The following is a 25,186-nucleotide window of genomic DNA, read 5'->3' on the forward strand; positions in this document are numbered from 1 at the left end:
TTACAAGTCGGTTAAAAGTAAATTCGAACGTATTAATCTTTGCAAATGGCATAGAGACCTTTCACGTAGAACTGACTTTAGCTGAAAGCTAATGAGCATTTTGTCAATTTTCTCGAGGGATGCGTTTCATTGTGAGCTAATTCATTTGCGCAAAAAAAGGATATTAGCTAAGCTTTAAAATTTGAAGTGAGGCAAGGAGCGCCCATGCATGTGTTAACCATAGATTATCACGCCCCAAACGCCGCCGATTTATTTTGTCGCTCCCTAAAAGAAACAGGGTTTGCAGTAATTAGAAGGCACCCCGTGACCCCTGGTTTAATCTCTGAATTTTACCAAACTTGGCAACAATTTTTTGACAGCAAAGATAAGTTTAACTACACGTATCAAAAACCTTCGCAAGCGGGATACTTTCCTTTTCGTACGGAAAAAGCAAAAAATCACCGCGTTCATGATTTAAAAGAATTTTATCATTTTTATTTATGGGCCAACCATCCTCCAGAAATAAACCAGATTACCAAACAACTTTATACAGAATTGGTAATGTTAGCGGGACACTTATTGCAATGGATTGAGAAGGGTTTACCGGATTCGGTAGCAGCCAAGCTTACCCTTCCTTTAATAGACATGATTACAGAGAGTAAAAATACCGTATTGAGAATTTTGCATTATCCTCCACTTGCCGAATCACTCGATCAAGATGCAGTTCGCGCTGCACCTCACGAAGACATCAACCTCATTACACTCATTCCCGCAGCAACCTCGCCTGGGTTAGAAGTAAAGGATAAAAGTGGCGATTGGTATGAAGTTAACTGTGACAAAGGCAATATCATTGTTAATGTGGGAGATATGCTTCAGGAGTGCACGGATAGTTATTATCAATCGACCACGCATCGCGTTATCAATCCACTGGATCATCTTAATCTTCCTCGGTACTCTGCCCCCCTTTTTCTACACCCGCGGGAAGAAGTGCAGCTTTCTAACCAATACACAGCCAAAGCGTATTTGATCGAGCGCTTGCGTCAAATTGGTATTTATTAAATAGGATAAAGGATAGGGTAAGCAATGAGTTTGGGTCGTCTAAAACAATAAGCAAATGGTTATGCATGCCCTCTTGATTTAATTAAAGTTATATTTATTTAGTTATGAAATTCATTTTTTCCCTTAAGTTTCTATTAATAAAGCCTCATTTTTTTTGTGCTATTGTTTTGATCAATAATCAATTCACGAGATGAGATTTATGTTTGCATTTTTAAGAGCCATTCCGTTTAACCAAAGAAAAAAAAATATTGAAAATTTAGCTTACGCGCTAAACTTTGATTTTAGTGCCGCTTCAAAGGAATTGAATACGACTGTAATTGCTATTACTGGACCATTCGAAGGTGATCTTGAAAATTTTAAAAACATCTCATTAGATCATCAGTATGACGATGAACTCGTTACGCGTGGCGATGATGAAAAGAAAAAATTAAAATTACCTAAAAATGAAATTCAAAATACTTTTTTTCAAGCCTATCAAGCTGGCTTTGAAGAATTTTATAACTTAATGCGGGATCGATTAAGCGATTATGAAGTTTTATTAAACGCTTCTTTTAAAAACAATAAGTTAGCTTATCATCATCAAGTCCCCACTGAAGCTGCTTTAGTCAGGATGGATGATGAAATTGAAGTGTTGATGAAGCTGACAAACCAAATTACAAGTCACATAAAAAAGATCTCAATTCATCTTAATCTTGAAGCTAATATTAACAGTGAACGATGTAGTATAACTGAAAGTAAAAAGGCTCTGAAAAAAAGTGCTGAAGCTATTTTAGTAACAAGCCAAAAGGCTGCAGATATTCTTCCTGATAATAGTTGTAGAAAGTTTGCAGGCATTATGGCGATCATTGGCTCAATTGCCCTCGTAACCATTTCTATTGTAGCGATGCCTGCCTCGCTTGGATTTTCATTACTCCTATTAGTACCAGCGTTTGAATTAGCGAAGGGCGGTTTCTATTTAAATTTTACTGACTCGACCAAAGCGGCTAAAAGTAAGCAAATTCAAACCGCGGTAAAAAAGATAGTTGAACCTAATACCCAGGCAGTCATGAAATTCTTCCCAAGTCGAGCACCAGATTCAAAATCTGTGCAGGAAAATAACTATAAGGGTAAAAGACCGAGGTCACAATAAATACCTGATAATCACCTTTAATAACGCTGCTTAGAGGTTGCATGTTGCTAAGCAATATTTTCATAAAGTGCGTTGCGTTGAATCCAATATTACGCATTGAAAATTATAACTTTCTCAACGGGTGCTAAAGTGTATTACATTCTCCGATCCGGTTTTTTTATCGTAGATCGGTTTTGATGAATGAGAGCAAAACGCGCTGGTATATATGCCCACACGCAATACTTAGACGCTCTTTGGCGGAGTTACCATGGCAGAAAGTAGATTGTCCCCCAGTTTGCATAAAATTCTAATGGATGCTATCCATCAATTAGAAATAGATACTCCGCAAGGCGTTTGTTTCGGTACTGCAATTATGGGCATGCAAGCTTTTTTTGCTGAAGATATAGAAACCTTTAGCACACGATTAATGGCTATACAATTACTCTATAATGATTCACCCACTCTATTTGGGCAGCGGATAAAAAATGCTGATCAGTTAAAAGAAGAAATATCACAGGAAGTTATAAAAAATGCTTTGCAAGCGTTAGAAAAACCTGGTGTGCTCGGGAACCCTAACTTAAGCCAACTTGATCAACTTATACCACAAGAAAAAAAGATTTATTTAAATACTCTTTATAAATTAATTGAGGAGAAGATTGAGTCATTATCGGATTTCGAGCAAATTATCATTAAATTAGAAATATCCACATTCATTAAAAATTTATCAATCAATCAGAACCCCAATTTATATCGTCCACTATTTAATTTCAGAGCAGACCATCAAGTCCAAAATGCTGAGTTAAGTTTACCGATCACCTTATCGACTGCCGTCGCTCTAAAGAGTGGCTTAGTAAAAATTCCTATTATGCCAGCATGTGCTGATCTTGCTGGTATTTACAATCAAGCGGAGTTAGTCAGTTTAATTAAGTCCATAAGGTCGTGTTTTAAAAGTAAAGAAATAATTCCCTTTGCATTTCTTCATTCAAGTTTAATTCATACCGTTATGTCTGGTTTTTATTCTTCGAATACAAACCTCATTTTTATTAATGTCAATGATCTAGAAGAGTGCGATAAACCTCTATCCATAGCAGATGATGCAACTGTTGAAGTGGCTGCTGAAAAAATATTAACTGCGCTGTCAAAGCATACTTCGAGCGCCATGTGTTCAGAATTATTTTGCTTACAAAAAGATGCCAACAAAGTAAAGCAAATGGTACAAATATGGCGTCAAAATAAACTATTTCGATCTATCCATACGCCTACTTTTGCGAAAGGACTCAGAGGGGATTCGGAAGAATCGTTTTGGTTATTATCAGCAGCGGCAGCAGGTGAAGTTGATACAGTTAAATCACTTTTAAACTTGGTTGAAAAAGGCAACAGACAAAATCCAAATAGACAATGTACGGATGGTAAAACGGCATTACATTTTGCCACATTATACGGAAAGGAAGCTATTGTTGAGCTACTTCTTACTCATACAATTTGGGTGGATGTTAATGCTGAGGATAAAAGAAAACAAACCCCTTTGCTAATTGCATGCACTCAGGGGAATAAAAAAGTAGCTCGATTACTCTTAGCAGCAAAGGCAAGTCCAAATTGTAAAGATTATCAAGGTAATACACCTTTATTAGGCGCAATAGATGCAAATGATACTGAATTAGTTGAGCTATTATTAAAACACGGGGCGAAAGTCAATGTCTTAACAAAAGATACAAGTTTTCCTTTGTTTATCGCCGCGCAAGAAGGATATGCGGAAATTGTTAAGCTGTTATTAGATCACGGTGCGGATAAAAACTTGCAATTTTCTTCATCTGTTGTTGAGATTCGAAAGTTTGCTAAAGAATATCATTGCATTTCGGGTATAGAAAACTTAATTCTTGCAAAGAAAGCTACTGAAACCATCAATCTTACTGCGGCTGAAGTTGCGCAGGCCAGAGGATTTGATGAGATTGGTGCAATCATCGAAAATCATGAAGCTAAGAATATGGCTAGTCTTACCGCTAAAAATCATTTAAAACTCTGACAATATTTATCTCTAAAATATTAAGTTATGATGAATAACTTATCTGTACAAACATTCCCCCTTACGACTCAAAGAAATAACTAAAGCAGCTGATCTCTATAATCAATCACTTAAAAGTACCAAATTAGCAAAGCTTGCCAGGCAGGACTCGACTTCTTAGCAATACTAACAAATAACCCCTTTTACGATTTTATGAGTAAAGATTTTTTGTCTCCTGTTAATGGTGTTGTGCAATCGGAAGGTTCACTTTTTGAATATTTATGCAGATATAATCCCAAAGTTGGGGTATACGCTTGAACGAATGCAAAGTTCTCTAATCTTCTCCATGAGAATGATGTTTATCTATTGCTCGGTCAAAGTGAAGCGCATGCGAAAATAAATGCTATTGTTAAAGGAAGATTGGGTTCATCGTTACCCGTTGATCGTAAGAAACCCAAGACAATGGCAACACTTGGAACGTTGTTAAAAATACTTATCCTGATTGGAGTAACGGTATGGTCTGTTATATATCTAATAAAAAATAATGACTTAAAAGAAGGAAGTTAAAATAGTAAATGTAGTCGAGGTATAGCGTAAGTGAAACCCAGGATCAACCCAACTTATAAAATTTAACTTCACGCAATGAGGTGGTTGGTCTTATTTTGAGATATGCGCACTTGATTTGCGATCATTTGAAAGGTGCTGCGGAAAGAGTCAACGTTACAATTTTACCCACACTCGCTCCGAACTTAAATTTGCACTGCCTCTAAACACTTGATTTGATTAACGCGCCCGGAGAGATTCGAACTCCCGACCCTCTGGTTCGAAGCCAGATACTCTATCCAACTGAGCTACGGGCGCATGAATTGTCGCAATTAAAGCAAGGAAGGGAAGAAATTTCAATAGTTTTCGATAGATATTGAGATTTAAAAAAGCACTTCATGCTTATTCAGTACCTCTCAAGATGCTAAGGGTTAAATGAGACTCAATACCTAAGATTAACAAAGTGTAATCAAGGCTAGTCTGTTAAGTTTATTTGCTCCTAACAGGTCGCATGCACGCTTTTTCTCCAAATGGGTTATAAGGTAATTGATATTGATTTACTCATATCTCTAACCGTTACATTTTTCACTTTTTCTTTGCTGCATGAAAAGGCATTAACAATACGTGATAAAAAAATTAAATAGGATAGGGGGCAATGCGGATTTAGCCTGATCAACAACTGCAACGACCTCATAGGGTGATTGCAGTTGCTTTGGAAGGCGTGCACGCTGCGGTGATCTGGGCATAAGTGGCTTTGATCGAAGCTAAGCAATCATCAAATCGGGAGCTAGCGTGTGTACGTTCATGTTTAAAGAAATCTTCAATTTCAATGAATAATTCTTTGTTATCAAAATTGAGCATAAAGGTTTTGAATCGTTCAGACTGCATAAAATCTTGACGGAGCGTTTTTGTATTCATTAATATGACGCGTGAAAGTTCTGCCGCAATTTTTGGATCAATGACATGACGTTCGAGGATAGTTTTTATAACATTATCATCATTTAACATGATTATTTTAAGAGCGGCTTTATAAAATCTTTGAATAACGTTGTCATCTTTTGTGTCGTGGATTAATGATTCATTTTTACTCAAATTTCCAATAAATGCTGTACCATAGAAAAATGAAAGGTTGTAATCAATCCTAGATATTTCATCATTTCTATTAAAACCTACGTTACCCGGATTATCTACACCATCAACCTCATTTAAAACTGCTTCAGCCATTTCCACTTCGCAGTATCCGTTGCGGGGCGTTAAAGCAAAATTTCTTAATCCTGGCTTATTGGTGATATCAAGGATACTTTCGAATCCTGCAGGATTATGTTGCGATATAATTCCAACTATATTTCCGTACTTCGATACAGCTTGGGCTTTAGCAGCACGCTCTTTTCCTAATATAAAACGATAAAAATCACTTGCGCATGCCTCATATTCATAAGGCGGTGTTGAACGTTTATAACGCTTAAAGTACCATTTTGAGTCAGGCTTATTAACTTTAGAAAATAAAGTTACCTTGTTACTGTGGAAACATTTTTTATCGTTACTTTGCTGCTTAATAAATTTTTTCTTCTCGAGCCATTTCGGCGCTGATGCACGATTGTTAGCTTCATCACGGAAAGTCATGGGTTGTCGTATGGTAGTCATGAGTCGAACCTTGGATTTTAAAGGGAATTTTAGTGTGTTTACGCTTTGTTTTTTAACGGATTATGCGCTTTAATGTATATTTTTAAATTTAATCATCAAAAGTAGTTTGATAATTGATCATATGATAATATAATTATTTAATTCTGTCGAGATCATAACGTTAGCGTTTGGATAGCGAGAACTTGGCAGTGCAGCATTATTTTGCATAAGTAAGGGGACGAACCGGAAATCACGTTAAGTTAGTTAGCCATGTCTGCTTCTCTCTAAAATATGCTTATTTTTTAAAGAAGCAAATAATAAGCATTGACCTGTACATGCAAGTACAAATTTCTACGTTACAACTAAGCTTAACAAACGTATTTACGGATAAATTTTGCAGAGGTATAAAGCGTTTATTCGCAAGTGTTTATTTAAAAAATTGATTTTAAATTATTCGGCTCATTGGCTAAAGCTTTAAAAAATCTTAATCATATTAAATTGGGTAGGATGATATGAAATTTATTTCTCTCCTTTTATTATTATGCAGTGTGAGCTTCGCTAATTATAATAAAAAAAGCGACGATATTTTAAACCTGCAACGGGTTTACTCTACTTATATTCAAGCGATAGATGCAGAAAATATCTTGTGGCGTGATGGCACCAAAATGCCGATTGGAGATTCTCAACCTAATAAATCTTCCGCAGAAAAATTAGATCATCCGAGTCTTTTGGATCAAGTCCATGATGTTCATTATGAAGCTGGTAAGCCAAATGACCATGCAACATTTAATCCGCAAGATGATCCTGGTCGCATTCGCTATGAACCATTCTTTCGGAAAATGTATGGTAGGACGGAACAAGAAGCAAAAAATAAATTAGTGCAAATTTATTGGATGCCTAAAGTGTTTGGCTTACGTTACCCCTTACTTGTGACGACGATAAATGGCGTTAATCAAAAATTCATCTGCATTTCTAAAGCCTTAGAAGCGCTTGTTCAAACCCATCCCAACTATCGGAAATATTTAGCTAATCCCGGCGGAACTTTTAAATGGCGAACGATTGCAAATTCATCTCGCTTAAGCCCACACAGTTTTGGTATGACCATTGATATTAATGCGACGCTTGCCAATTATTGGCAGTGGGATTTAAAGAAAGAAGGGAAGGTTGTCTCTGAAGCTGCTGATTTAATTTACCGTAATAATATACCCTGGGAAATTGTCACTGTATTTGAAAAGTATGGTTTTATTTGGGGCGGTAAATGGCACCACTATGACACGATGCATTTTGAATATCGTCCAGAATTATTTCGAACATCAAGCTCACCGAATATGGTTAAATAAATTTTTGTCTAACTCGTATTGATAATGTTTTTTAAACAAAACTGTATAGTCTATAGATGCATTCTGTTAGACATATTCCAGTTATTCTTTTAATATTAAGCCCATCTTATTTTAAGGTAGATAGGATTTTAGCAATACATTGCTAAATTAAATTCAAAATTAACTGAGTAATTTTATGCCATTTAACAAATTGAATGCAAAAGTACAAAACGCAAATTATTACAAAGATAAAATCTTTTACGATTATCTTGGCGAACGGTTGGCAGAAGAATCAAATTTCAAGTCAATTTTAAATATTGTACAAGATGCAGCTTTACGTTTTGAAATAAATAGGGATCCTGATGTTTTTCTTAATTTCCGTGCAAACCAAGCTATTATTAAAGGTCTTGCTTATTTAAATATGAATCGTGAACTCGAAAATCTCGTAAGAATGGATGCTTTTTGGCAGCGTATTGGAGGTGCAGCAAGTGCTGTGTGGGGTCATATGGCCGCAGGTCATTTGCTTTATAAAGATAGTGTGTTAAAAACGCTTGCTGATTTTGATAATGATCAGTTTCGTAAGGTTGTTGCAAAATCTATTATTAACATTAGAAAACAGAGTAACCAGAGTGAAGTTACACTTCGGATCGCTCCGACTAACTCACATTTGTTGCAACAAGCTAATGAAATTCACCATATCATGGTTGCCTATAATCGTACTTTTAATGACAGTAAGGATGCAGGAAAAATAGCTTATAAACTCAAGGAATTTACAAGGACCAGTGGTGTTTTTCATACTGAGTTACATCAAGATAAAAGAGGGGAGGCTTTAGCCACTCAATGTAGCGCTGCTAATTCAAAAGAAGCATTGCAGCAAGTCTTAGCAAATGAGAGAAACCGATTCTTTGCTTCACCAAAAAATAAAGATAAGAAGTATGTTGCTGTGCTCGAGAAGCAATTAATAAAATTAAGTCGTTAATTCAGTAATAATTTTGAGTCCTGCACATTAAAACTCAATTAAGCACTGCTTTATGAACAAGGAGTAGGTGAGTGTTAAGAATGTTTACCCGAGATTTAGAAAAAAATATCGTTATGGCTTTACAGGCTTTAAAAAAAATTGAAATGGAACATCTTAAACCAGAGAAAGAAGCAAGCTGCATGGATACAACGGTTTTAAAAAATATTGACGCAATTCGAAAAAGCCTCTTGAATCCCAATGCATCTCATAATTTTTCCCTTTTCTATCATGCGGCCCTGATCGATAAAGACCCCGGTGCTCCAATTTTTGCGGCACTCCATCATAAACAACCCTTAACCTATTCTTGTGAAGAGTTAGCAAGTATTAAAAACATTAATCCCTCAGCTGCAAAATTGATGGAATATGCAAAATTTCCTGATTTAGCACATTCACCAAGAAAAAATTTTAAAGGGTTTTAGAAAGATTTAATGCAAAACAATAGGGTGGCATCTGTCGATGTCCCTATTGTTTTGTGAGATAGATTATTCTGAATAGCAATAAATGTCTGAACCACCAGAAATACCGGCTTTAAAAATAAGTGCATCAATGCCAATTTCTCTTTTTTCTCTAAAGCAACGATAGCCTTGGTAAGAGTAATAATAATTGGGTGAGTCCGTTGGTTCAGTGCCCACTAAGGTATAAGTTTTATTAACGGAATCGACTTGTACAGGAACACTTTTCCAATTGGACGTATCTCGAATAATGACGCTTTCTGCAGAGACTGTGTTTAATAAAAATGATGAGCTAATTACGATTACAGAAGCCAATAGTTTCTTCATTAGTATTTTCCTCCATGTTAAATATAATGAACTCAAAGTATGCGTCGCGCATCTTCAACTAGTTTATACCAAAAGAATACTTTGAAGATTAAATAGCCTTCGGGTTAAGTATTTGAAACATTAGAGATTTGAAAAATATAATCAAGAACTGAATGTGTATAAATTTGAATCAAAGATTCTTAGCGTAAAAAAAATACTAAGTTAGCCCCTAGACATATTTATTTTACTGCTTTATGCTTGCGCACCTAGATTAAATTTCGCTCAAATAAGAGGTATTCTAATGCCCGCTCATTCTAGCCAACACTACTTTTCATTGTTACTTGATCAATTAGATGCGATTAATAAAAAAATACATGACGAACAACAACCTACCTGTAATTTTTTTAGTTATGCTGACCATGCTACGATTTCTCGCTGTATCCGCCAATTTTATAATGCTTACGCGAATTACAACATTCAAAAAATGACAAAGTTGATTACTGAAATCGCTCATCATTTAAATAAAAAAAATAAATACAATTATGAAGCGCTATCACTGGTCCGGTTTGCTTTGCTAAGCCCGCTTGCCGCAGAGCAATATAAACCTTATTTTTTTAGCCATCCTAAATCGTGTGGAGAAAAGATAAAAGCCTGCGAGAAGAAATTATTGAAAGGTTATACAGAAAATAGTTTAACTATTCCGTATACAACTTTGCACAGAAATGGGCATTTAAGATAGTAAGGGATGTTGTTAATAGATTGTTTGGATTAAAATAGAGCTGAAGTGTTTGTTATTACCATGTGTAGGCTCGAACCATTTATTGTGCTCATAAAACAATAAAGATAAGGTGGCTTCACAAGTTTTATCGATTAATTTAGCTAATTATTAATCTTCTAATTAGACCCGGTAAATAATCAATTTAATAAATAGATTCTTATGAATAAATAAATACCTAATAAAAGTTAAACTAATAAAAGTTAAAATAGAGTAAGTATGAAAAGCAACAAAGGTTCATCTTAAATTAAAGTTAAGTAAAGATTTGCATATAGCAGCAATGACTTAGCCTTTATAAGCATTTTTCTTAATTTTTCAACGATAACGATCTGTAGACGTGTTCGGATTGTTACTTATGTCAAATTTAGCGGGCAATTTGAGCTGCTTATCTTAATACATACAATAGGTTAAGCTAAGAGTAACTTCGCGCTTTAAATTCTCGTCGGATAATCCATCTTTTTTCCTAATGTGTCTCTTTCATACTATATTAAGACTGGGCAGTTATAATACAGGTATATTCTTTACAGATATACAGGAATTGAAATGCCAAATTCAAAGTCAAATTTACAAAATTTCCAAAACGCACTTGCATCAGACCCATTTGATAACGATACAGTTAGAAAAATAATCGTAGATGTAGTTTTAGAAGAACAACAATTGCTTAGGAAAAAAAATTCTGCTGATACTACCCACGCTAAAGCGTTAAGAAAAGGGTTAGTTGATCTTATTTTTGTAAACCAAAAAATTGAACCGATATTTTTGCTAGCTCAGCTTTCTATAAAGAGCTTGCCAATTGCTTTTGATGAACAAAACTTGAAAGGGAATGCTTTATTAACTCAAAAAATAAAGAAAATAGCTCATTCACTCAGTGCCGATATTAGTGAATTACAAACAAATGCAACCGAGGCATTAACTCAATTTAAAACTAAATATAATGATAATTCCTCAACAATTATGGATAGAAAACAGCAAATTAGTCACATTATCGATGTGTTAGTAGCAACTGAATTGACTACAAGATATATAGCTGATCCTGACGCGAATAAAAAACCCTATGAACAATTTACCCAATATATGGAAAAACATGGTGCAGAGCCTTGCCGGAAAATTGGGTATAAGCTAAAAGCCATTGGATTTGGACTGGGGGCATTAGTGCTTGTAGGCGCAGTCGTAACACTTGGGATCGCAACCTTTGGGGTCGCTCCCTTAGTCTTATTAGGAGTCGGGGCTGGTTTGGCTGCATTAGGGGTGGTGGCCAGTGCATCTGGTAGCGCAGGAAAATTCTTTGAACACAAAGCTAACCTTAAAGAATCTAGTGACGTTGCCGATCCTATGAAGAGCATTTTAAAATCCAAGTAAACGGCATTATCGTTCGATAATCTAATAATATGTAATCGAGACTTAAACTTAAGCAAGCCTGGGCACGTAACCCAGGCTCGCTTCTATTAAACTCAAATATCTCTTTTAACCGAAATATCATGTAATTTTTTTTCATTAAAAATCACATGACTTGTGTATTTTGAATTCTTCTTCGACTAATGCATTTGCAACTTGATTAAGTTTTTCTTGTGGATGGCTAAACAAACCTAAATTATCTGAAAGAAGAATAGAGACATTCAATTCAGTTTGAAAAATATTAATATTTTTTTGTGTAGGAAGATGAAGTAATTCATTTTCTAGCATTAACATTTTAATTAGTATAACTATATCAGTTAATGTGATTGCTTGATTTTTTAATTCTCTAACTTCATTAACTAAAATTAGTGCTTTACAAGTAATTGTACTATCAGTGTCAAGATTTTTTATTTCTTTGTCTAATTGATTAAGTATGCTTAAATACATTTCCTCAATATCAGTTTTTAATGGTGTTAGCATTGCTGGTGCGTGTAACATACATTCATAAAGTATGCCAAAGTGGTCAAATTTATCATTCTCAATTTGCGATGCATAGGCTTTGTGTATGATTTCTTCACTGTTGGTACTTTTTAATAGGTCTGCAATTAAGCTAAGATTTTCAGGACAATAACGGACAATCTGCCATAACCCTGTATTTCCTTCTTTATTTCTAACCGTTAGGGCTTCAATCATTTTTCGTGCGGCATTCGCATCTAGTTGTACTAATGAAACGGCTTTTTTAAAAGCTTCAGGTGCACTTTCCAATGAGGTTTCGTGTAATGATAAAAAATCCGCTAATTTTTGACAGAGAAAAAATTGGTTCATGTATTTCTTAAGCATTTAGTAAAATAATAGATCTAAATTCTATAATCTGGCTGTATAATTAACAATTTGTTGCTTAGACGTGAGGGAATGTGTTGAGTAAATAGCAATCAATATCAGGGTCGCGATATGTAACTTCAGAGAAAACATTAGATGGGCATCTCGTTGGTTGGCGATCTTTTCGTTCCATCTGATGTTAGTGAAACATAGGGTATTCGTTTCACAAGCACCTCCTTTTAAATCAAATGTTCAAATTAAAAATAGCCCTAAAAAATTATTATTGTTATACACGAAATGCGTCCTAACTCAGTAAAGTGCTCAACCTCTGGCTGTTTCGCAACAGGCAGTATTGGAAATTTGACGAGTGAGGTAGAGAAGATGTAGATTTACTCTTACTGTTAGAGAGTGATACCAACGGCCAATCCTGGCAAATGGTGTGGAATTTTAACACCCTTATCATAAAAACAAATGGTAAATTAAATACCGCCCAAATTTAAAAATTAACATAGGCGTATGATTCAGATTTTCGTAAGCTAAATTTTCGCTACCAGCTTACGCAAAACTGCAGCGTAGCTGTTTTCATTCGATAAAACGCCGATTTTACGACATGCTGTATGATTATTATAATCAAGAATGCAATAAGTTCGTATAATGTTGATGCTATTAACAGCAAAAATTTTTATACGATAAGAACCAATCATGTGCTACTGAGGGACCTATGGATTTATTTGAAAAATTTTGTAACTTGGAAAAATCTGCCGAAGCGTTTGGTTTTAAATGGGAAAAAGTTGAGCAAATTATTGCGCAAGTGAAAAGTGAGTGTGTTGAAATTGAAACTCAGTTATTAGCAATGGAAACAATAGATGCCAATCGCAACTTACAAGAAGAAATCGGGGATTTGATACACGCTGTTTTCTCTTTATGTTTATTTTGTCAATTCGATCCAAAAGAAACATTTGCGAAAAGTATTATTAAATTTCAAAAGCGCTTCGAGAAAGTTAAACGTATTGCTCAATTGCAGGGGTATGACAATTTAGCAGGCCAAAACTTTGAATCACTGATGCAAATTTGGGAACAAGCTAAAAAAGAATCGCATTAATTTAATTGCAGCATATTGTAATATAAATGTGGTGTAGAAATGTGTTTTGCAACATCTTTTATATGCCATTTAATCTTCGACAGGATCACTTCGATGATATAACGAGAACGATAATTTGCTGATTTGACTTTTGTGTGATTAGAATTCATTTCCAGTCAAAACTAGGTGGAAGCCGTTTAACTTATGAATACTATCTAAATGCGTCTTTTACCCAATGTTTCCAAAGCGTAGGGATGCTTTCAAATTTTTGTAATCTTAAACGCTATCTCGCCTGCCTTTAGCTTATAGAGTAATACACTTCTTAATAATATCATTCCTCTTATCAAGCCGCTGGAAGTGCAGGAAAAACGACTTCCTTGGGCCCTATAATCATGCGCTCACAAAAGAGTGCAATTTACTGGAGATTTTAAATAGCCCCATTGCTTTCGGATGATGAAAAGGAACATTAAGTGAATTATTACAGTCGCGCTTAATTTCGCATGCACTAAAAACGGATCATGCTAATTTTATTGCAATTAACATGATTTAAAATTCATTTTCATTATTCTGTAGAAAGTCGATTATTCATGATTTTTTGAAGAATGCGAACTTAGTCTGTATGCTAATTAAAATTGATAGAATTAATTTAGAATTATTCAATGTCATAAAAAAATAGCATAGTAAAATATACTTTATTATGCTAGTAATCATAAGTATTATTTTATCATTGTAGGATTCAATTAACGGAACTTACAATGCGCATTCTCTAAATTTTCTAGAAGTTCTTCAACCTCATTGTTATTAAGTTCCTTGATTCTTTGCGCGGTATTTTTAGTTTTAAAGTTATAGAAAACACCTATTAATGTGCTTAATTTTGCGGTATTTTTAATCGAAGGAAGGGGTTTATACCCTTCATCAGTATTCATGGAAATGTCATTTCTTTCTTTAGAATAGGAAAACAACGGATTTTTATTAAGATTATTTTCTTGTTCATAAATTTCAGAAAAAGTTTGCTGAAAGCTGTCTAAAAATAGTACTTCTTTGTTTAAATTACCTGTATAAATTAAATAAATATCATACAGGGCTAATGCAATAGCATTACATGCTTGGTCGCTCGAAAAATCATATTGTTCATCACAGCCTTCACCATCATTGTTATATTGATTTTCACTGCCTTCATTTTCTTGATTCAAATTTCCCCAACGATAGGGATTTTTTTTCCTATACGGTTGACTTTTGGGTTTTAACTTAACAGGTTTCTCATGACACTCACCATGCATTTGTTTTACTAATAAAGAAGACATTAATATTTTGGTAGACGATCCCAGTCTAGGGATACTGGATAGCTCATCACCATTCATAGCATTTAATATTTCACGTTGTGGAACGTTAATATGGCCGGCTGTATAGATGTCTGTAAGAAAATGACAGGCAAACAAAGCATAAGTTAATGCTTCAGTTAAAAGGGCTTTACGAGTCTCTTTATCATCATTTTCTTTAGCCGCTGCTGCTTTTGAATGAGCAATCGAGAGCCCTGCTGTAAATGCAATAAAAGCTTCCGTTCCAAAGTGATCTAAGTTGTGTGTCGTTAGGTTTAAATGATTATCGCAAAATTCAACACCAAGATTACCTTCATTACGAATCAAATCATATTGTAATGAATCAGCTGTCATGCTTTTTTTAAAGATAAGATCATTTTGCTCTGGATTGAAAAAACTAGTTTCTAAAAATTTTTGCATTTTTTGGTACTTACCAGGATCAATCAAGTTATTGTAGGCCTGAGTGAATCGCGATTGCTGTTCTTCGTCATTGTTACCAGAACTAATGGGCTCTTCAGTGCTGCTAAAAATCTCTCCCGCTAAATTGATAATAGCGCTAGGCTGCAAATACAAATCAATCGTATCTCCCGAAGGTAGTGTTAGATTTTTTTTTAAACAAATTTTTTCATGCACATATTGATATGAATATTGCGGCTCAACTACATCAAGCCAGTTCGTAAAGTCACCACTTGGGTCTAAAGATTGCAACTGAGTCATAAATTTGTCCCATCCAGCATTACCGATATCGGATCTTCTTTGATAATGTGTATAGCGCATCTCTTTATTCTCTTTATTTATCGGCTCTATGATAAGTTCATCTGGAAATTGTGGAGTTAATAAATTTAAATCCTCATTTTCTTGAGGATTAGCAATTTCTATATCTTTTTTTGAATTCTTGTGCATCATCAATAATGTTCCTTATCATTGGTATTTAGATAAAAAAAAGTTATAACCTTTAGCTTCCTATGTTTTATTAAATCAAATGATGGTTTTAAAAATTTACAAACTTAATTTACGAACGGATTCAATGCGTTGATTAAATTCTAGAAGTTCAATTTCTATTTCTCTAAAGGCTTTCTCTCCATCTTGAGGTGCAACAGTCTTATCCAAATGGGCAAGCCTATCTTCGGCAAGATACTGTTCATAGCCAGGGTAAATTTTTAAAACATTTTGAAACGCATCGATATAATCTTCACAGCTATTCAGTTTGTCATTATCTTGAATGACCATATTCATAAGAAGCTTTTGCAGCTCATCGTGCTCTGCATATTTTGGCCCATGTTGTAGTGAGTAAGAAGAAAATTCAAAAGTTTTAATTTTGATTAAGCCCTTGTCGACATTGATTGCTAATTTTTCTGGCTTAGGTTTGTATATTTCTTGGAATAAATGGGCAAGTGTAATTCCGAGAGCATAAATATCTGTTTTCTCATTAAACTTTAAATAGATGTCATCCGAATAGATAGCATCAAAGGCCATTTGAGCGCTTGGCAGAAAAGCGTCGGTGTAGAGCGGGGCACTACCATATAAGGGTTTTTCATTTTTTAGACTCACTGAAACCAGATCAAAAAAACTTAATTTACCAAAATTAGCTATCACATTACTTGGTTTGATATCGTGATGAATTAACCCTTGTTTATGCAAGATATTAAGTTCTCTAAGTAAAGAGATGGCCATGATGATACGACGAGGGATGGGCATAGATTGAATCTGGGCTTGATTTGCATTATTTAGTTTAACACCGGCAATCCATTCTGTAGCTATATATTGTTTGCCATTATTTCTAAAAGCATAAGCTTCTCGTTCAAGTTGTTTATAACAGTAAGCTGAACGCATGGCTAATCGTAATTCATGGATGGAGTTACCATTAAACATGTCCTTATGGTAAATTTTAACGGCAAATTTGGGATCACCATTGCCTTCTGACATACTGCCTTTTTTTACTTTCGCGGCGAAACTACCCTTGGGATATTTTCCGTCCACCTTATGTTCCATAAAAAAACTAACGATCTGACTACCATTGTCTTGAATTAATTTAATCCGCGAGTTTTTTAATCCATCATCTTTACGCTTTTGCTTTATACAAAAAAAGGAGTGTTTTGCTCGAGGTAATATTTGAGTTTCTTTTAGTTTTAATTCTTCACTGGTTGGGTAATACGTTTGTTTGGTATTTATTGAAGTATATTTATCAGGAGTAATACCCGATGCAAGGATTAATTCCAGACGATCAAGCTCACTTTGAAGTCTAGCTCGTGCTTTTGCTAATGCTATTTCTAATTCTTCTCCCTGTAACCAGACACCATCTTGTTCAACCTTCGAGATATCACTTCTCAAGCTAGAAATTGTAGAGCTCAATAAGTTAGTATCTAGCTTCATTTGTCGCAGCATTATTTTTCTCCAGTGCAATTGTAATATGAAACATTCCTTGGTATCGAATAGCTGCGAATCTATATAAGCTACTGGCTATAGTCAAGATTGCGCTAGGTTTTCTGATTAGAAAAGTCTAAAATTTAGAGTTGAGACTTTATTTAATATTCTTTCTCTCATAACTAAATGGTCTTTAAGGAAGTGGCAGCATTGATAGGGGTGATGTCTTAGCTATTGATAAATTTCTCACCGCACGATGAATTGGATAGCTGAATCTTTATTGGTAATTTTCCCGCAAAATAGCTCGCATTAAGATTTAACTTAGAAATTGAGTAAAGGTAAATAATTGAGCCTAACAATCGCTCCCATCGCTCAAGCAAGTTGAGATTAGCCATTTAGTGCCTAATTATACTCAGGTAAATTGTAGCTAAACGTCAGAACGAGACTCCATTACATAGGGAGCGCCTGCAAGTACCAGGTAGGAATTTTTGCAAATCCTGCGTCATAAGCAGATTCAATATGGGTTATGCTCAGATAAAAAATTGATTATTATCATATTTTTTATTTTTTCAAGTGTTAATATTAATTTAATATAACAGTCTCATAGGAATCTATAATTGACAATAAAAATAAAATAAATAAGAGAACAATCCCTCATGGCGCGATCGAGAAGTAGTGATAATCTTTTTACTAGTAAATTTCTTCACGTCCCTAAGGTTGTAAGTGGGCATCATGAAAAACCTATTCCCCCATTAGATAGTTTAATAAACTATTCTACTTCGCAGACTACTAAGGCTCATCGCGAATTATTTTTAAAAACAATCCAGGACCTTATCACTTTTGCCAAAGATAAAAAAATTAACTATAACCAGTATGACGTTAGTAGTTTTATTTCAGGGTATATAACAGATTATTGTGGTATAAATAATTATCAAAATGATTTAAGAAAACAATTGTATAATGAGGGATTGGCCTATCTTATTAAGATTAATTCCTACCTAGCAAATAATAATATTCCAGAAATTCTCAAGATAACCCAAGTTACTGAATTATTAAAATCCATCAATAACGTTAAATGTCCACCGGGAATTTTTAATCAAATTTCTGCGGTAGTGAGCGAGCTTGAGGCTAGTCTTGGCGTTGAATATGTACTTCTTGCCAAAAGAATAAAACTCGTTGAGCAGATTGTTGCCGAACATCTTTTACCTTATCAAAAGGCGGTGGATTATTATGTTGGAATGGAAACTCATATTGTTCAATTTATTAAGAATCAATATGCTGCTGATTTGGGATTTCCCGTGGTAAAAGACTATTATGCTCGACAAGCAATGATGAATGGTCGTATAGAAAATGAAGTGCAACAAAAACTCAGCCATTGCATCAAAGCTGAGTTTTCAGCGGAAGCATTCGTTAAAAGTATTGTAAATGATTTTGATTTGCAAGGGCAGTCCGGCCTAAACTTTGATAATTTTATTTCGCAAATTGCTGTCTTTGGTCCCCAGGCTGCAACTAAATTTTATACTAAGGCTGCAGATATATTGAATGCTGATGATGATGAGACATTTCTGACCTCGCAAGCCTTATACATATTTTATCTTGAAGTTTTTTACCGTTTAGTAGAGCAAGAGTATTTCAGTCTAGAGAATCAATGTTCTATTTCAACTGAAAATGGTCAGCTTCATTATATTAAAGACCGTTCACTCATATTTGCTTACATAAAGATAGACGATACAAATAAACCATTTTTATCCGCCTGTGTCAGCGCCATGACAAGTTATTTGCTTGATCGTAAAAATGGTAACTTTGCATCATTTATCTATAATTTATCAGAACCGCAGTTACATGAAGTTTTAGAAGCAATTCACCATTATCAACAATCTCTCGAATATAAAGCTTTATCGGATGAAGAACAAAAACAACAAAACGATTTTCTTTTCGCCAATATTATTCAACTTCTTCCTTATTCGGATCCACAGGAAATATTTCCCTTGTTAAGCATGCCTATGGCGGCTAAATATTATGAACATGTAAAAAAACAAACTTGGGGTCTTCACTATATAAGCAATGATACCGTTGATAAAGATAATACCAGTCTTTTAATCCTTGCTTTCCTCAATAACGATTCTAGGAAAGTAGATTATATACTTAATGATAATTCACCGCTTATAAGTAAGTTAGTTAATCAACCCGATTGTAATGGTAATAGTCCATTGTTTTATGGGATTAAATTGGGTGATCCAGCATTGATAACTGGGCTCTTACGCCAAGGTGCTAAAATTAACGTCAGGAATGGCTTGGGCGTAAACCCTTTAGAGCATGCTCTCAATTGTTTAAATTTAGAAAATTATAATACTTATACCAAAATCATTGATCTTCTTATTGAAAAAACAATAGATGAAAATTTAGTTACTGCTTTGTGGTTTCATGCCATAAAAACTGAAAATTTATGCGCGATAGATTACCTTTTGGAAAAAAAGGTTTCGCCCATCGTTAATAATGAAAATGGTGATACACCATTAATGTTAGCTATTAAAACATGCAAAAAGAAAAAGAATTTGATTGTTGATAAACTCGTAGAAAATAAAATGCTAGTTAATGCGAAAAATTCAGCTACCGGAATGACAGCCTTAATGCAAGCTGCCTTATCCGGAGATACAACGATAATGGAAAAACTTAAAAATCAGGGTGCTGAAATCGATGTGCCTGATCAAAATCGCAGAACTGCATTGATGTATGCGGCAGAAAAAGGAAAGTTCCCGGCTGTTCAATACTTGATATCTTGGCAAGCTAATGAGGATTTAAGAGATTTGCAGCAACATAATGCTCTCTCGCTTGCATTAGAGAACAATAGAGATGAAATTGTAAATTATCTCCGTGATCAGGGAAGCAGAACAGATAGACATGAGAATAGTATGATCGTGTTTCTGGCGCAAAATGGTAAACTGGAGCAGCTAAAAACTTTGCTTCAGGAAGATTTGCGGGTTGTGAGTACGATCGACCACTTAAAGCAACAACCAGTTCAGCTTAAACAAGGATTATTTGCTGCAATTGAGAATGAACAACTTGAGGTCGTAAAATATTTAATTGAGCTTGTAAGTCTAAACGCAAATGAATTAACACCCCTGATGCATGCTGTTGATTATAAAGCTAAAGAAATTATTGAATGGTTAATTAAAACTAAAAAAGTTTCAATCAATAGCGTATGCAAAGATGATGGAATGACTGCACTTGCTTATGCTGTCCTATCTAGAGAAAAATCTACCATTCAATTTTTAATTGCATCGGGTGCAAATCCAGATTTAAGTGATTTGTTGAGATCAGCGATAACCAATAAAAAATGGGCATTCGCTACCGCCATTTTAGAATCTGTGGATGAAGGCATCCAGATTCAACCGCAAAAAATAATGGCTAACTATAATCAATTAATAACCTTAGTGGCAGCTGATAAAAAGCTAAATATTTTAACGTTATTATTCAAACAAAATATAAAATCTACCTTGTCCCTTGACCTATGGAATAATTTAATTAATGAGTCGATAGATCGAAAAGATTGGTATCTCGTGAAGCAATTATTACAAAACGCGATCAATTTAGAAGACGAAGAGCGTTATCATCAATACTACCAATCTTTTTTTAAAAAAATAATAGCAACTGAAAATAACGAGCTTATTGAACTTGCTATTACCAAGTATCCTTTAATTCAAATTGGTAATGCTGACCAATATTTTGGAAGAGATGACCAAAAGCAAACGTTACTAATGAAAGCAGCCCAAGTAGGTAATGAAAAAGCTGTCAGCTATCTTTTAAATCGAAAGGCAAGTGTTTACTATGTCGATGCAAATAAATTGACGGCTTTGCAACTTGCTGCGAAAGCACAACGGTGGAACGTTATTCGGGCTCTATTAAAAAAGGGATCAAATCCCAATGTGATTGATGACACGGGCATGACCCCTCTCATGCATGCAGTTAAAGCTGGTCAAATTGATATCGTAAAAATGTTATTGCAACATAAAGCCAATGTTTACATGAAAGATAAATTAGGCAATACCGCTTTATTCTATGCCATTGGTGCAGAAAAAAATTCAGCAGAAACTAGTGAACTATTGTGCCAACGGGGAGTAAAATATAAATCAACAGCTGAAATCGCTTTGCAAAATTTTGATACCGCACCGGAATTAATTGCTTGGTATAAAGAAAAAGTTTTAAACGATAATTCTCCTTTAGGGTATGCCTATCAACTGCGCGATGCAGTTAATCTTAATGATAATCATGCTTTAAAAAAACTTTTGCCAAGAGTAGGTAACATGTGTCCTTATAAAATTGGTGGTGAGGAATCTTTTATCTCCTATGCCTTAAAAAAGAATAAAGCTGGGCTCATTAAGTCATTAATGCCTACGTCTCTATCTTCTAATGAATGGTATAACAAAATGATTGAATCTAGAAATGCGGCAATCGATAAAATCAACACAGCATTATCATCCGATGCTCCGAGCAATATGCGGTCACGATCTGACTTCATAGCGCTGGAAAACTCATATTATTCGATGTTTCTGGATGCCCAATGCAGCCCGAAAGCAAATGATTTATTTATGACCTACCTCTCTGGAATCTTTCACGTCGGCTATCAAGCTATTGCGAATGGCCAGGCGCTTGAAGTGGAATTTATTCCATCTTTAAAAAAGAACAAGCCTGCGTTTACAAAGTCATTAATGCCTGAATTTATAACCTCTAAACCATGGTATGAAGAAATGATTGAATTTAGAAATGTGGCTATACAAAAAATCAACACACCCTTATCATCATCAGATGCTGAAACCGATGTGCGATCACGATCTGACTTTGTAGTGCTAGAAAACCTATGGTATTCGATATTACTCGACCCCAAATATAGCTCCTCAACATCCGTTACATTGATTAATTATTTCTTAGGAATCTTTGCACACGGCTATCAAACTATTGCAAAGGGCCAGCCACTTTCAGCAGAATTTATTACATCCTTAGAAGGTTTTAAAAGTCCCATCAAGCCAAAATTTAGTATACTGCAATTCTTTAGAAGCAAACCATTGGCTCACACACCGTTTGAAGAGACAATATTAGCTATGAACCTGTTTAACAACTGTAAAAACCCATCCATGTAAATTACACGCGCTGTATCGTGGCAAAGTAGTGCTATTTGTGACATCATTTTTTTGCATTTTTTTATCGTAATTTATTTCCTCTTTTCAAGAGTTGGAAAATTTCTTCGGGATACAATTGCGGTTAAGTTTTTATAGGTTAGCCGATGAGTATAATTTTCCAATTTAATTGCAAAATTCGAAAGTTTTCGCCTAACCAGCAACACAGAATCATCTTATAAATAAACCCGGAGCATAGTGAGACTTAGCGCTCTAATTTTTTTAGTTCTTCAAGTGCCCTTGAGATTAAGCCTCACTTGCTTACTTTTTTTAGCAGTAATCGGGACAGTTAGAGCCCGTGCCGAAATGACCCGATGGTAGCGAGGGCAAATTACACATTGCCTGGAATAAATGAACATAAATTTGGATCAGACGAATCGCAAGTATAATAATGTCTATCATAAGGGGATTGCTGCCAAGCGCCAGGTACGGGACGGAAATTGCCTTCAATTTTATAATAGCTCGTGCCTGGGGAATACCAGCATAATAGTTGGCCTTTCATTCCTGAAGGTGCACCATTAAGAGTTGCTCTAGAAAATCTTCCATTGCCAGTTGGCGCATATACATTGCAAGTTTGGGCATAAGTTGCGGTAGCGGCAAATAACGCAACTATGGCCCCTATAAGTTTTTTTTTATTAAACATAGTGAAATCCCTCCGATAAGTTAAAGCTTAAAAATTCCTTGAATGGTGTAGAGTAGTAATCAGGAAAAATGTATGTTTGGTCATACTTGTATGATTTCTTCATTGATTAACTACGCTCAATTAAGGCTACTCTACTGTGTTTAATTAAACGAGCAAAAGTTGACATTATGGGATCCCCAGTATTACATCAATAATATAGCTAATAACAGAATTTTTTGACTGGTATAAACGAATGTGAAAATTTATACGTGGAAACGAGTCCCAAAAGAAATATTCATCAACGCGGATGTATTGTGAAACTGAATTATATTGCTTGCAGAATGAAAAAGAAACTGGGTACCAATAGCGCGCTTTACAATTCAAAATAGATTTGCTAATTTAACTATTACTATAATAATAAATCATCCTATAATTTTACTTCTATATGAAATTTTTAAATTTAATTTTAGCTTACCGACATTTCCTATCCGTCATTTTATCCCTATGGCGTTAGCCTAATTCTTTTATAAGCTCGTCTTAGGCAGTTGTGCCTAACTCTATAACAAATATGAAAATTACATCAGTCGATGAATGATGGAGTATATATGTTTACAAAAAAATTACCGCTTGTTAAATCTAATACTTGCAACAACAATGACAAAAATCCCTTAAGGTTAGAGCAATTTTATGAATATGGTATTCAAGGGTTAAATAAAGATACCAATACTATTAAGTATGCAAACTTAATGGCTAAACTTATCCAGGATTTCCCTAGTCTAAAAAAACTAATTGGCACATGCCCTATTTATAGGCAGGAGGGCAATGGATGGGGATTAACTTTAATAAAAACTGGGGTGACATATGGTTTGTCTTATCAAGGCATCCAAGAGATTTTAAATTTAATGGGGATGGAAAAAAATATTATTGTTGCTGAAACAGAACAAAAATTAAGGGATGCATTTCTTCATCTGCAAACTTCGAAAGCCGCATTAATTACGGACATAAAAGCGTTAGACTCAACATCGTGTGGGCATGCCATTTCCCTCTTTGTTGAAAAAAAAGGAAACGTATTCAGATTATTTATTAATGACAGTATGGCCAATTATTATTTTTTTGAGGACATACAAGCGATTGTACCTAAGGGCTATCAATTGCAACTTGTCATTTCCCGAGTCGAGCGACAAAAACCGACAGATGTCACCTGTAATGCTTTTGCAATAACCGACTGTGAAGCATTTATAAAGAACCCCAATCTTTTAACAGAAATGCAAAATCTTATGATCCCAACATCTGGGCATGCATACGAAGCCAATCTCAAAAATATGCCTGCAAGCTTAATGGGTTTAGAAAAATCAGAGGATGCACGTAAAAAAGCTTTAGATTTTCAACTGATGCTAATGAAAGCACATCAGATACCAATCGTTGAAAACACTAATAGCAATTCACAGCAACGGATATATAAACCATAGATAGCATGAGGTAATCTCATCAGTTCTAATTTTTAAATTTGAGAGCCTAACATCCATTGCTGGATCAAAGTCAAAAGGTAAATAATCGTGGGCATTTTTTGGTAATGCATGCGAATGGTAAAACTTTACGGTTTATGCTTTTTTTGTATGTCACTGCCAACGTTTTGCTGTGACTTCTTTCCACTTATGAAAGTAAAGGATTGGCTGAGCCAATCTTGTTAATTTTGTTATGTCTCATTCAAGGTACAGCAGTGAGTCGTGAATTGATCACAGCTATGTCGTTTTTGGGTTAAACATGCACCCGCTGATAAGCGCGGATATGAATGAAGTTTCGCAATAGCTCAGGTTTTACTGCATCGCAATCAGCGCAGCCATTGCTACACTTGTAACTGAATTGCTAACTCGAAGCTGCGCTTTACAGCTAGAGCTCTCGAATTCCTTTTTTTAAATGAGATTTGTTACATTATTAAGCTTTACATAAATGTAAAACCATACTTGTTGGTTAGTTGAGGGAAGAGTTACGCAGCTTTGCCGGAAAGCCAATGAATAACGATCTTTTAAATGTCGACCGAAGTTCACGCCTGCAGATGAACATGTCCTTGTCGCTGCCATTGAAGTTGAACCCAGAGCCACCAACTTTCGATATCGTTCCAGCCTACAGGCGCATTATTCCCACAATTTGCACTTTATCGAGACGGAATCTTATCTGGCTCTGATTTACATCGGAATACATAACATTTTGTATAGTTAAAGATCATT

General features: G+C 34.9%; 17 protein-coding genes and 1 tRNA gene. 11 read left to right on the plus strand and 7 right to left on the minus strand.

The features are described from left to right. Nucleotides 1–204: 204 nt before the first annotated feature. From H0W64_01220 to H0W64_01230, 3 genes are all read left to right on the plus strand, one after another. A complete protein-coding gene (locus H0W64_01220; GenBank protein ID MBA3660327.1) occupies nt 205–1,038 on the plus strand; it encodes an isopenicillin N synthase family oxygenase in 834 nt (277 codons plus the stop codon). Between the two features lie 199 nt (nt 1,039–1,237). Continuing rightward, nucleotides 1,238–2,167 (plus strand): hypothetical protein, encoded by a 930-nt coding sequence (locus tag H0W64_01225; GenBank protein MBA3660328.1) that lies wholly within the window; start codon nt 1,238–1,240, stop codon nt 2,165–2,167. A 247-nt stretch (nt 2,168–2,414) separates the two neighbouring features. After that, nucleotides 2,415–4,169 carry an ankyrin repeat domain-containing protein gene (locus tag H0W64_01230; GenBank protein MBA3660329.1) on the plus strand — a complete coding sequence of 585 codons (1,755 nt, stop codon included), beginning with the start codon at nt 2,415–2,417 and terminating at the stop codon, nt 4,167–4,169. A 766-nt stretch (nt 4,170–4,935) separates the two neighbouring features. On the opposite strand, the gene H0W64_01235 is transcribed toward H0W64_01230, so the two are convergent. Together H0W64_01235 and H0W64_01240 are read right to left on the minus strand one after the other, a co-directional pair. Further along, nucleotides 4,936–5,009, minus strand: a tRNA-Arg gene (locus tag H0W64_01235). Between the two features lie 372 nt (nt 5,010–5,381). Then, nucleotides 5,382–6,335 (minus strand): hypothetical protein, encoded by a 954-nt coding sequence (locus H0W64_01240; protein MBA3660330.1) that lies wholly within the window; start codon nt 6,333–6,335, stop codon nt 5,382–5,384. A gap of 491 nt (nt 6,336–6,826) precedes the next feature. On the opposite strand from H0W64_01240, the gene H0W64_01245 reads away from it, so the two are divergent. The 3 genes from H0W64_01245 (at nt 6,827) to H0W64_01255 (ending at nt 9,070) form a co-directional block, all read left to right on the plus strand. Further along, nucleotides 6,827–7,654, plus strand: coding sequence for a M15 family metallopeptidase (locus H0W64_01245; protein ID MBA3660331.1), 828 nt, complete (start codon nt 6,827–6,829; stop codon nt 7,652–7,654). Between the two features lie 175 nt (nt 7,655–7,829). Next, nucleotides 7,830–8,612 (plus strand): hypothetical protein, encoded by a 783-nt coding sequence (locus H0W64_01250; GenBank protein MBA3660332.1) that lies wholly within the window; start codon nt 7,830–7,832, stop codon nt 8,610–8,612. Between the two features lie 71 nt (nt 8,613–8,683). Then, a complete protein-coding gene (locus tag H0W64_01255) occupies nt 8,684–9,070 on the plus strand; it encodes a hypothetical protein (protein ID MBA3660333.1) in 387 nt (128 codons plus the stop codon). 63 nt (nt 9,071–9,133) lie between these two features. On the opposite strand, the gene H0W64_01260 is transcribed toward H0W64_01255, so the two are convergent. Next, on the minus strand, nt 9,134–9,430 hold the full coding sequence (locus H0W64_01260; protein ID MBA3660334.1) for a hypothetical protein: 297 nt from the start codon (nt 9,428–9,430) through the stop codon (nt 9,134–9,136). A 280-nt stretch (nt 9,431–9,710) separates the two neighbouring features. Between H0W64_01260 and H0W64_01265 the strand changes: the two genes are divergently transcribed. Then, nucleotides 9,711–10,148 (plus strand): hypothetical protein, encoded by a 438-nt coding sequence (locus H0W64_01265; GenBank protein ID MBA3660335.1) that lies wholly within the window; start codon nt 9,711–9,713, stop codon nt 10,146–10,148. Nucleotides 10,149–10,727: 579 nt separating this feature from the next. Continuing rightward, on the plus strand, nt 10,728–11,543 hold the full coding sequence (locus tag H0W64_01270; GenBank protein MBA3660336.1) for a hypothetical protein: 816 nt from the start codon (nt 10,728–10,730) through the stop codon (nt 11,541–11,543). Nucleotides 11,544–11,678: 135 nt separating this feature from the next. On the opposite strand, the gene H0W64_01275 is transcribed toward H0W64_01270, so the two are convergent. After that, nucleotides 11,679–12,404, minus strand: coding sequence for a hypothetical protein (locus tag H0W64_01275; protein ID MBA3660337.1), 726 nt, complete (start codon nt 12,402–12,404; stop codon nt 11,679–11,681). Nucleotides 12,405–13,119: 715 nt separating this feature from the next. On the opposite strand from H0W64_01275, the gene H0W64_01280 reads away from it, so the two are divergent. After that, complete coding sequence (locus H0W64_01280; protein ID MBA3660338.1) at nt 13,120–13,500, plus strand: nucleoside triphosphate hydrolase; 381 nt, start codon at nt 13,120–13,122, stop codon at nt 13,498–13,500. Nucleotides 13,501–14,219: 719 nt separating this feature from the next. Here H0W64_01280 and H0W64_01285 read toward each other — a convergent pair. Further along, entirely contained in the window at nt 14,220–15,704 is a 1,485-nt protein-coding gene (locus tag H0W64_01285) for a hypothetical protein (protein MBA3660339.1), read from the minus strand. A gap of 93 nt (nt 15,705–15,797) precedes the next feature. Continuing rightward, nucleotides 15,798–17,183: a protein kinase gene (locus tag H0W64_01290; protein ID MBA3660340.1), complete on the minus strand. Its 1,386-nt coding sequence runs from the start codon at nt 17,181–17,183 to the stop codon at nt 15,798–15,800. 635 nt (nt 17,184–17,818) lie between these two features. Here H0W64_01290 and H0W64_01295 point away from each other — a divergent pair. After that, nucleotides 17,819–22,300 (plus strand): ankyrin repeat domain-containing protein, encoded by a 4,482-nt coding sequence (locus H0W64_01295; protein MBA3660341.1) that lies wholly within the window; start codon nt 17,819–17,821, stop codon nt 22,298–22,300. A 367-nt stretch (nt 22,301–22,667) separates the two neighbouring features. Here H0W64_01295 and H0W64_01300 read toward each other — a convergent pair whose 3' ends face one another. Beyond that, on the minus strand, nt 22,668–22,979 hold the full coding sequence (locus H0W64_01300; protein MBA3660342.1) for a hypothetical protein: 312 nt from the start codon (nt 22,977–22,979) through the stop codon (nt 22,668–22,670). 584 nt (nt 22,980–23,563) lie between these two features. Here H0W64_01300 and H0W64_01305 point away from each other — a divergent pair. Then, nucleotides 23,564–24,427, plus strand: a complete 864-nt coding sequence (locus tag H0W64_01305) for a hypothetical protein (GenBank protein MBA3660343.1) — start codon at nt 23,564–23,566, stop codon at nt 24,425–24,427. The last annotated feature ends 759 nt before the right edge of the window (nt 24,428–25,186 follow it).

It is taken from the genome of Gammaproteobacteria bacterium, from assembly GCA_013816845.1.
Classification (GTDB): domain Bacteria; phylum Pseudomonadota; class Gammaproteobacteria; order DSM-16500; family DSM-16500; genus Aquicella.

Excerpts from the sequence above, each read along its gene's own strand:
- H0W64_01285 (MBA3660339.1), bottom strand. The coding sequence starts at position 15,704 with ATGATGCACAAGAATTCAAAAAAAGATATAGAAATTGCTAATCCTCAA.
- H0W64_01260 (MBA3660334.1), bottom strand. The coding sequence starts at position 9,430 with ATGAAGAAACTATTGGCTTCTGTAATCGTAATTAGCTCATCATTTTTA.
- H0W64_01250 (MBA3660332.1), top strand. The coding sequence starts at position 7,830 with ATGCCATTTAACAAATTGAATGCAAAAGTACAAAACGCAAATTATTAC.
- H0W64_01275 (MBA3660337.1), bottom strand. The coding sequence starts at position 12,404 with ATGAACCAATTTTTTCTCTGTCAAAAATTAGCGGATTTTTTATCATTA.
- H0W64_01265 (MBA3660335.1), top strand. The coding sequence starts at position 9,711 with ATGCCCGCTCATTCTAGCCAACACTACTTTTCATTGTTACTTGATCAA.
- H0W64_01270 (MBA3660336.1), top strand. The coding sequence starts at position 10,728 with ATGCCAAATTCAAAGTCAAATTTACAAAATTTCCAAAACGCACTTGCA.
- H0W64_01280 (MBA3660338.1), top strand. The coding sequence starts at position 13,120 with ATGGATTTATTTGAAAAATTTTGTAACTTGGAAAAATCTGCCGAAGCG.
- H0W64_01230 (MBA3660329.1), top strand. The coding sequence starts at position 2,415 with ATGGCAGAAAGTAGATTGTCCCCCAGTTTGCATAAAATTCTAATGGAT.
- H0W64_01245 (MBA3660331.1), top strand. The coding sequence starts at position 6,827 with ATGAAATTTATTTCTCTCCTTTTATTATTATGCAGTGTGAGCTTCGCT.
- H0W64_01220 (MBA3660327.1), top strand. The coding sequence starts at position 205 with ATGCATGTGTTAACCATAGATTATCACGCCCCAAACGCCGCCGATTTA.
- H0W64_01300 (MBA3660342.1), bottom strand. The coding sequence starts at position 22,979 with ATGTTTAATAAAAAAAAACTTATAGGGGCCATAGTTGCGTTATTTGCC.
- H0W64_01240 (MBA3660330.1), bottom strand. The coding sequence starts at position 6,335 with ATGACTACCATACGACAACCCATGACTTTCCGTGATGAAGCTAACAAT.
- H0W64_01225 (MBA3660328.1), top strand. The coding sequence starts at position 1,238 with ATGTTTGCATTTTTAAGAGCCATTCCGTTTAACCAAAGAAAAAAAAAT.
- H0W64_01295 (MBA3660341.1), top strand. The coding sequence starts at position 17,819 with ATGGCGCGATCGAGAAGTAGTGATAATCTTTTTACTAGTAAATTTCTT.
- H0W64_01305 (MBA3660343.1), top strand. The coding sequence starts at position 23,564 with ATGTTTACAAAAAAATTACCGCTTGTTAAATCTAATACTTGCAACAAC.
- H0W64_01290 (MBA3660340.1), bottom strand. The coding sequence starts at position 17,183 with ATGCTGCGACAAATGAAGCTAGATACTAACTTATTGAGCTCTACAATT.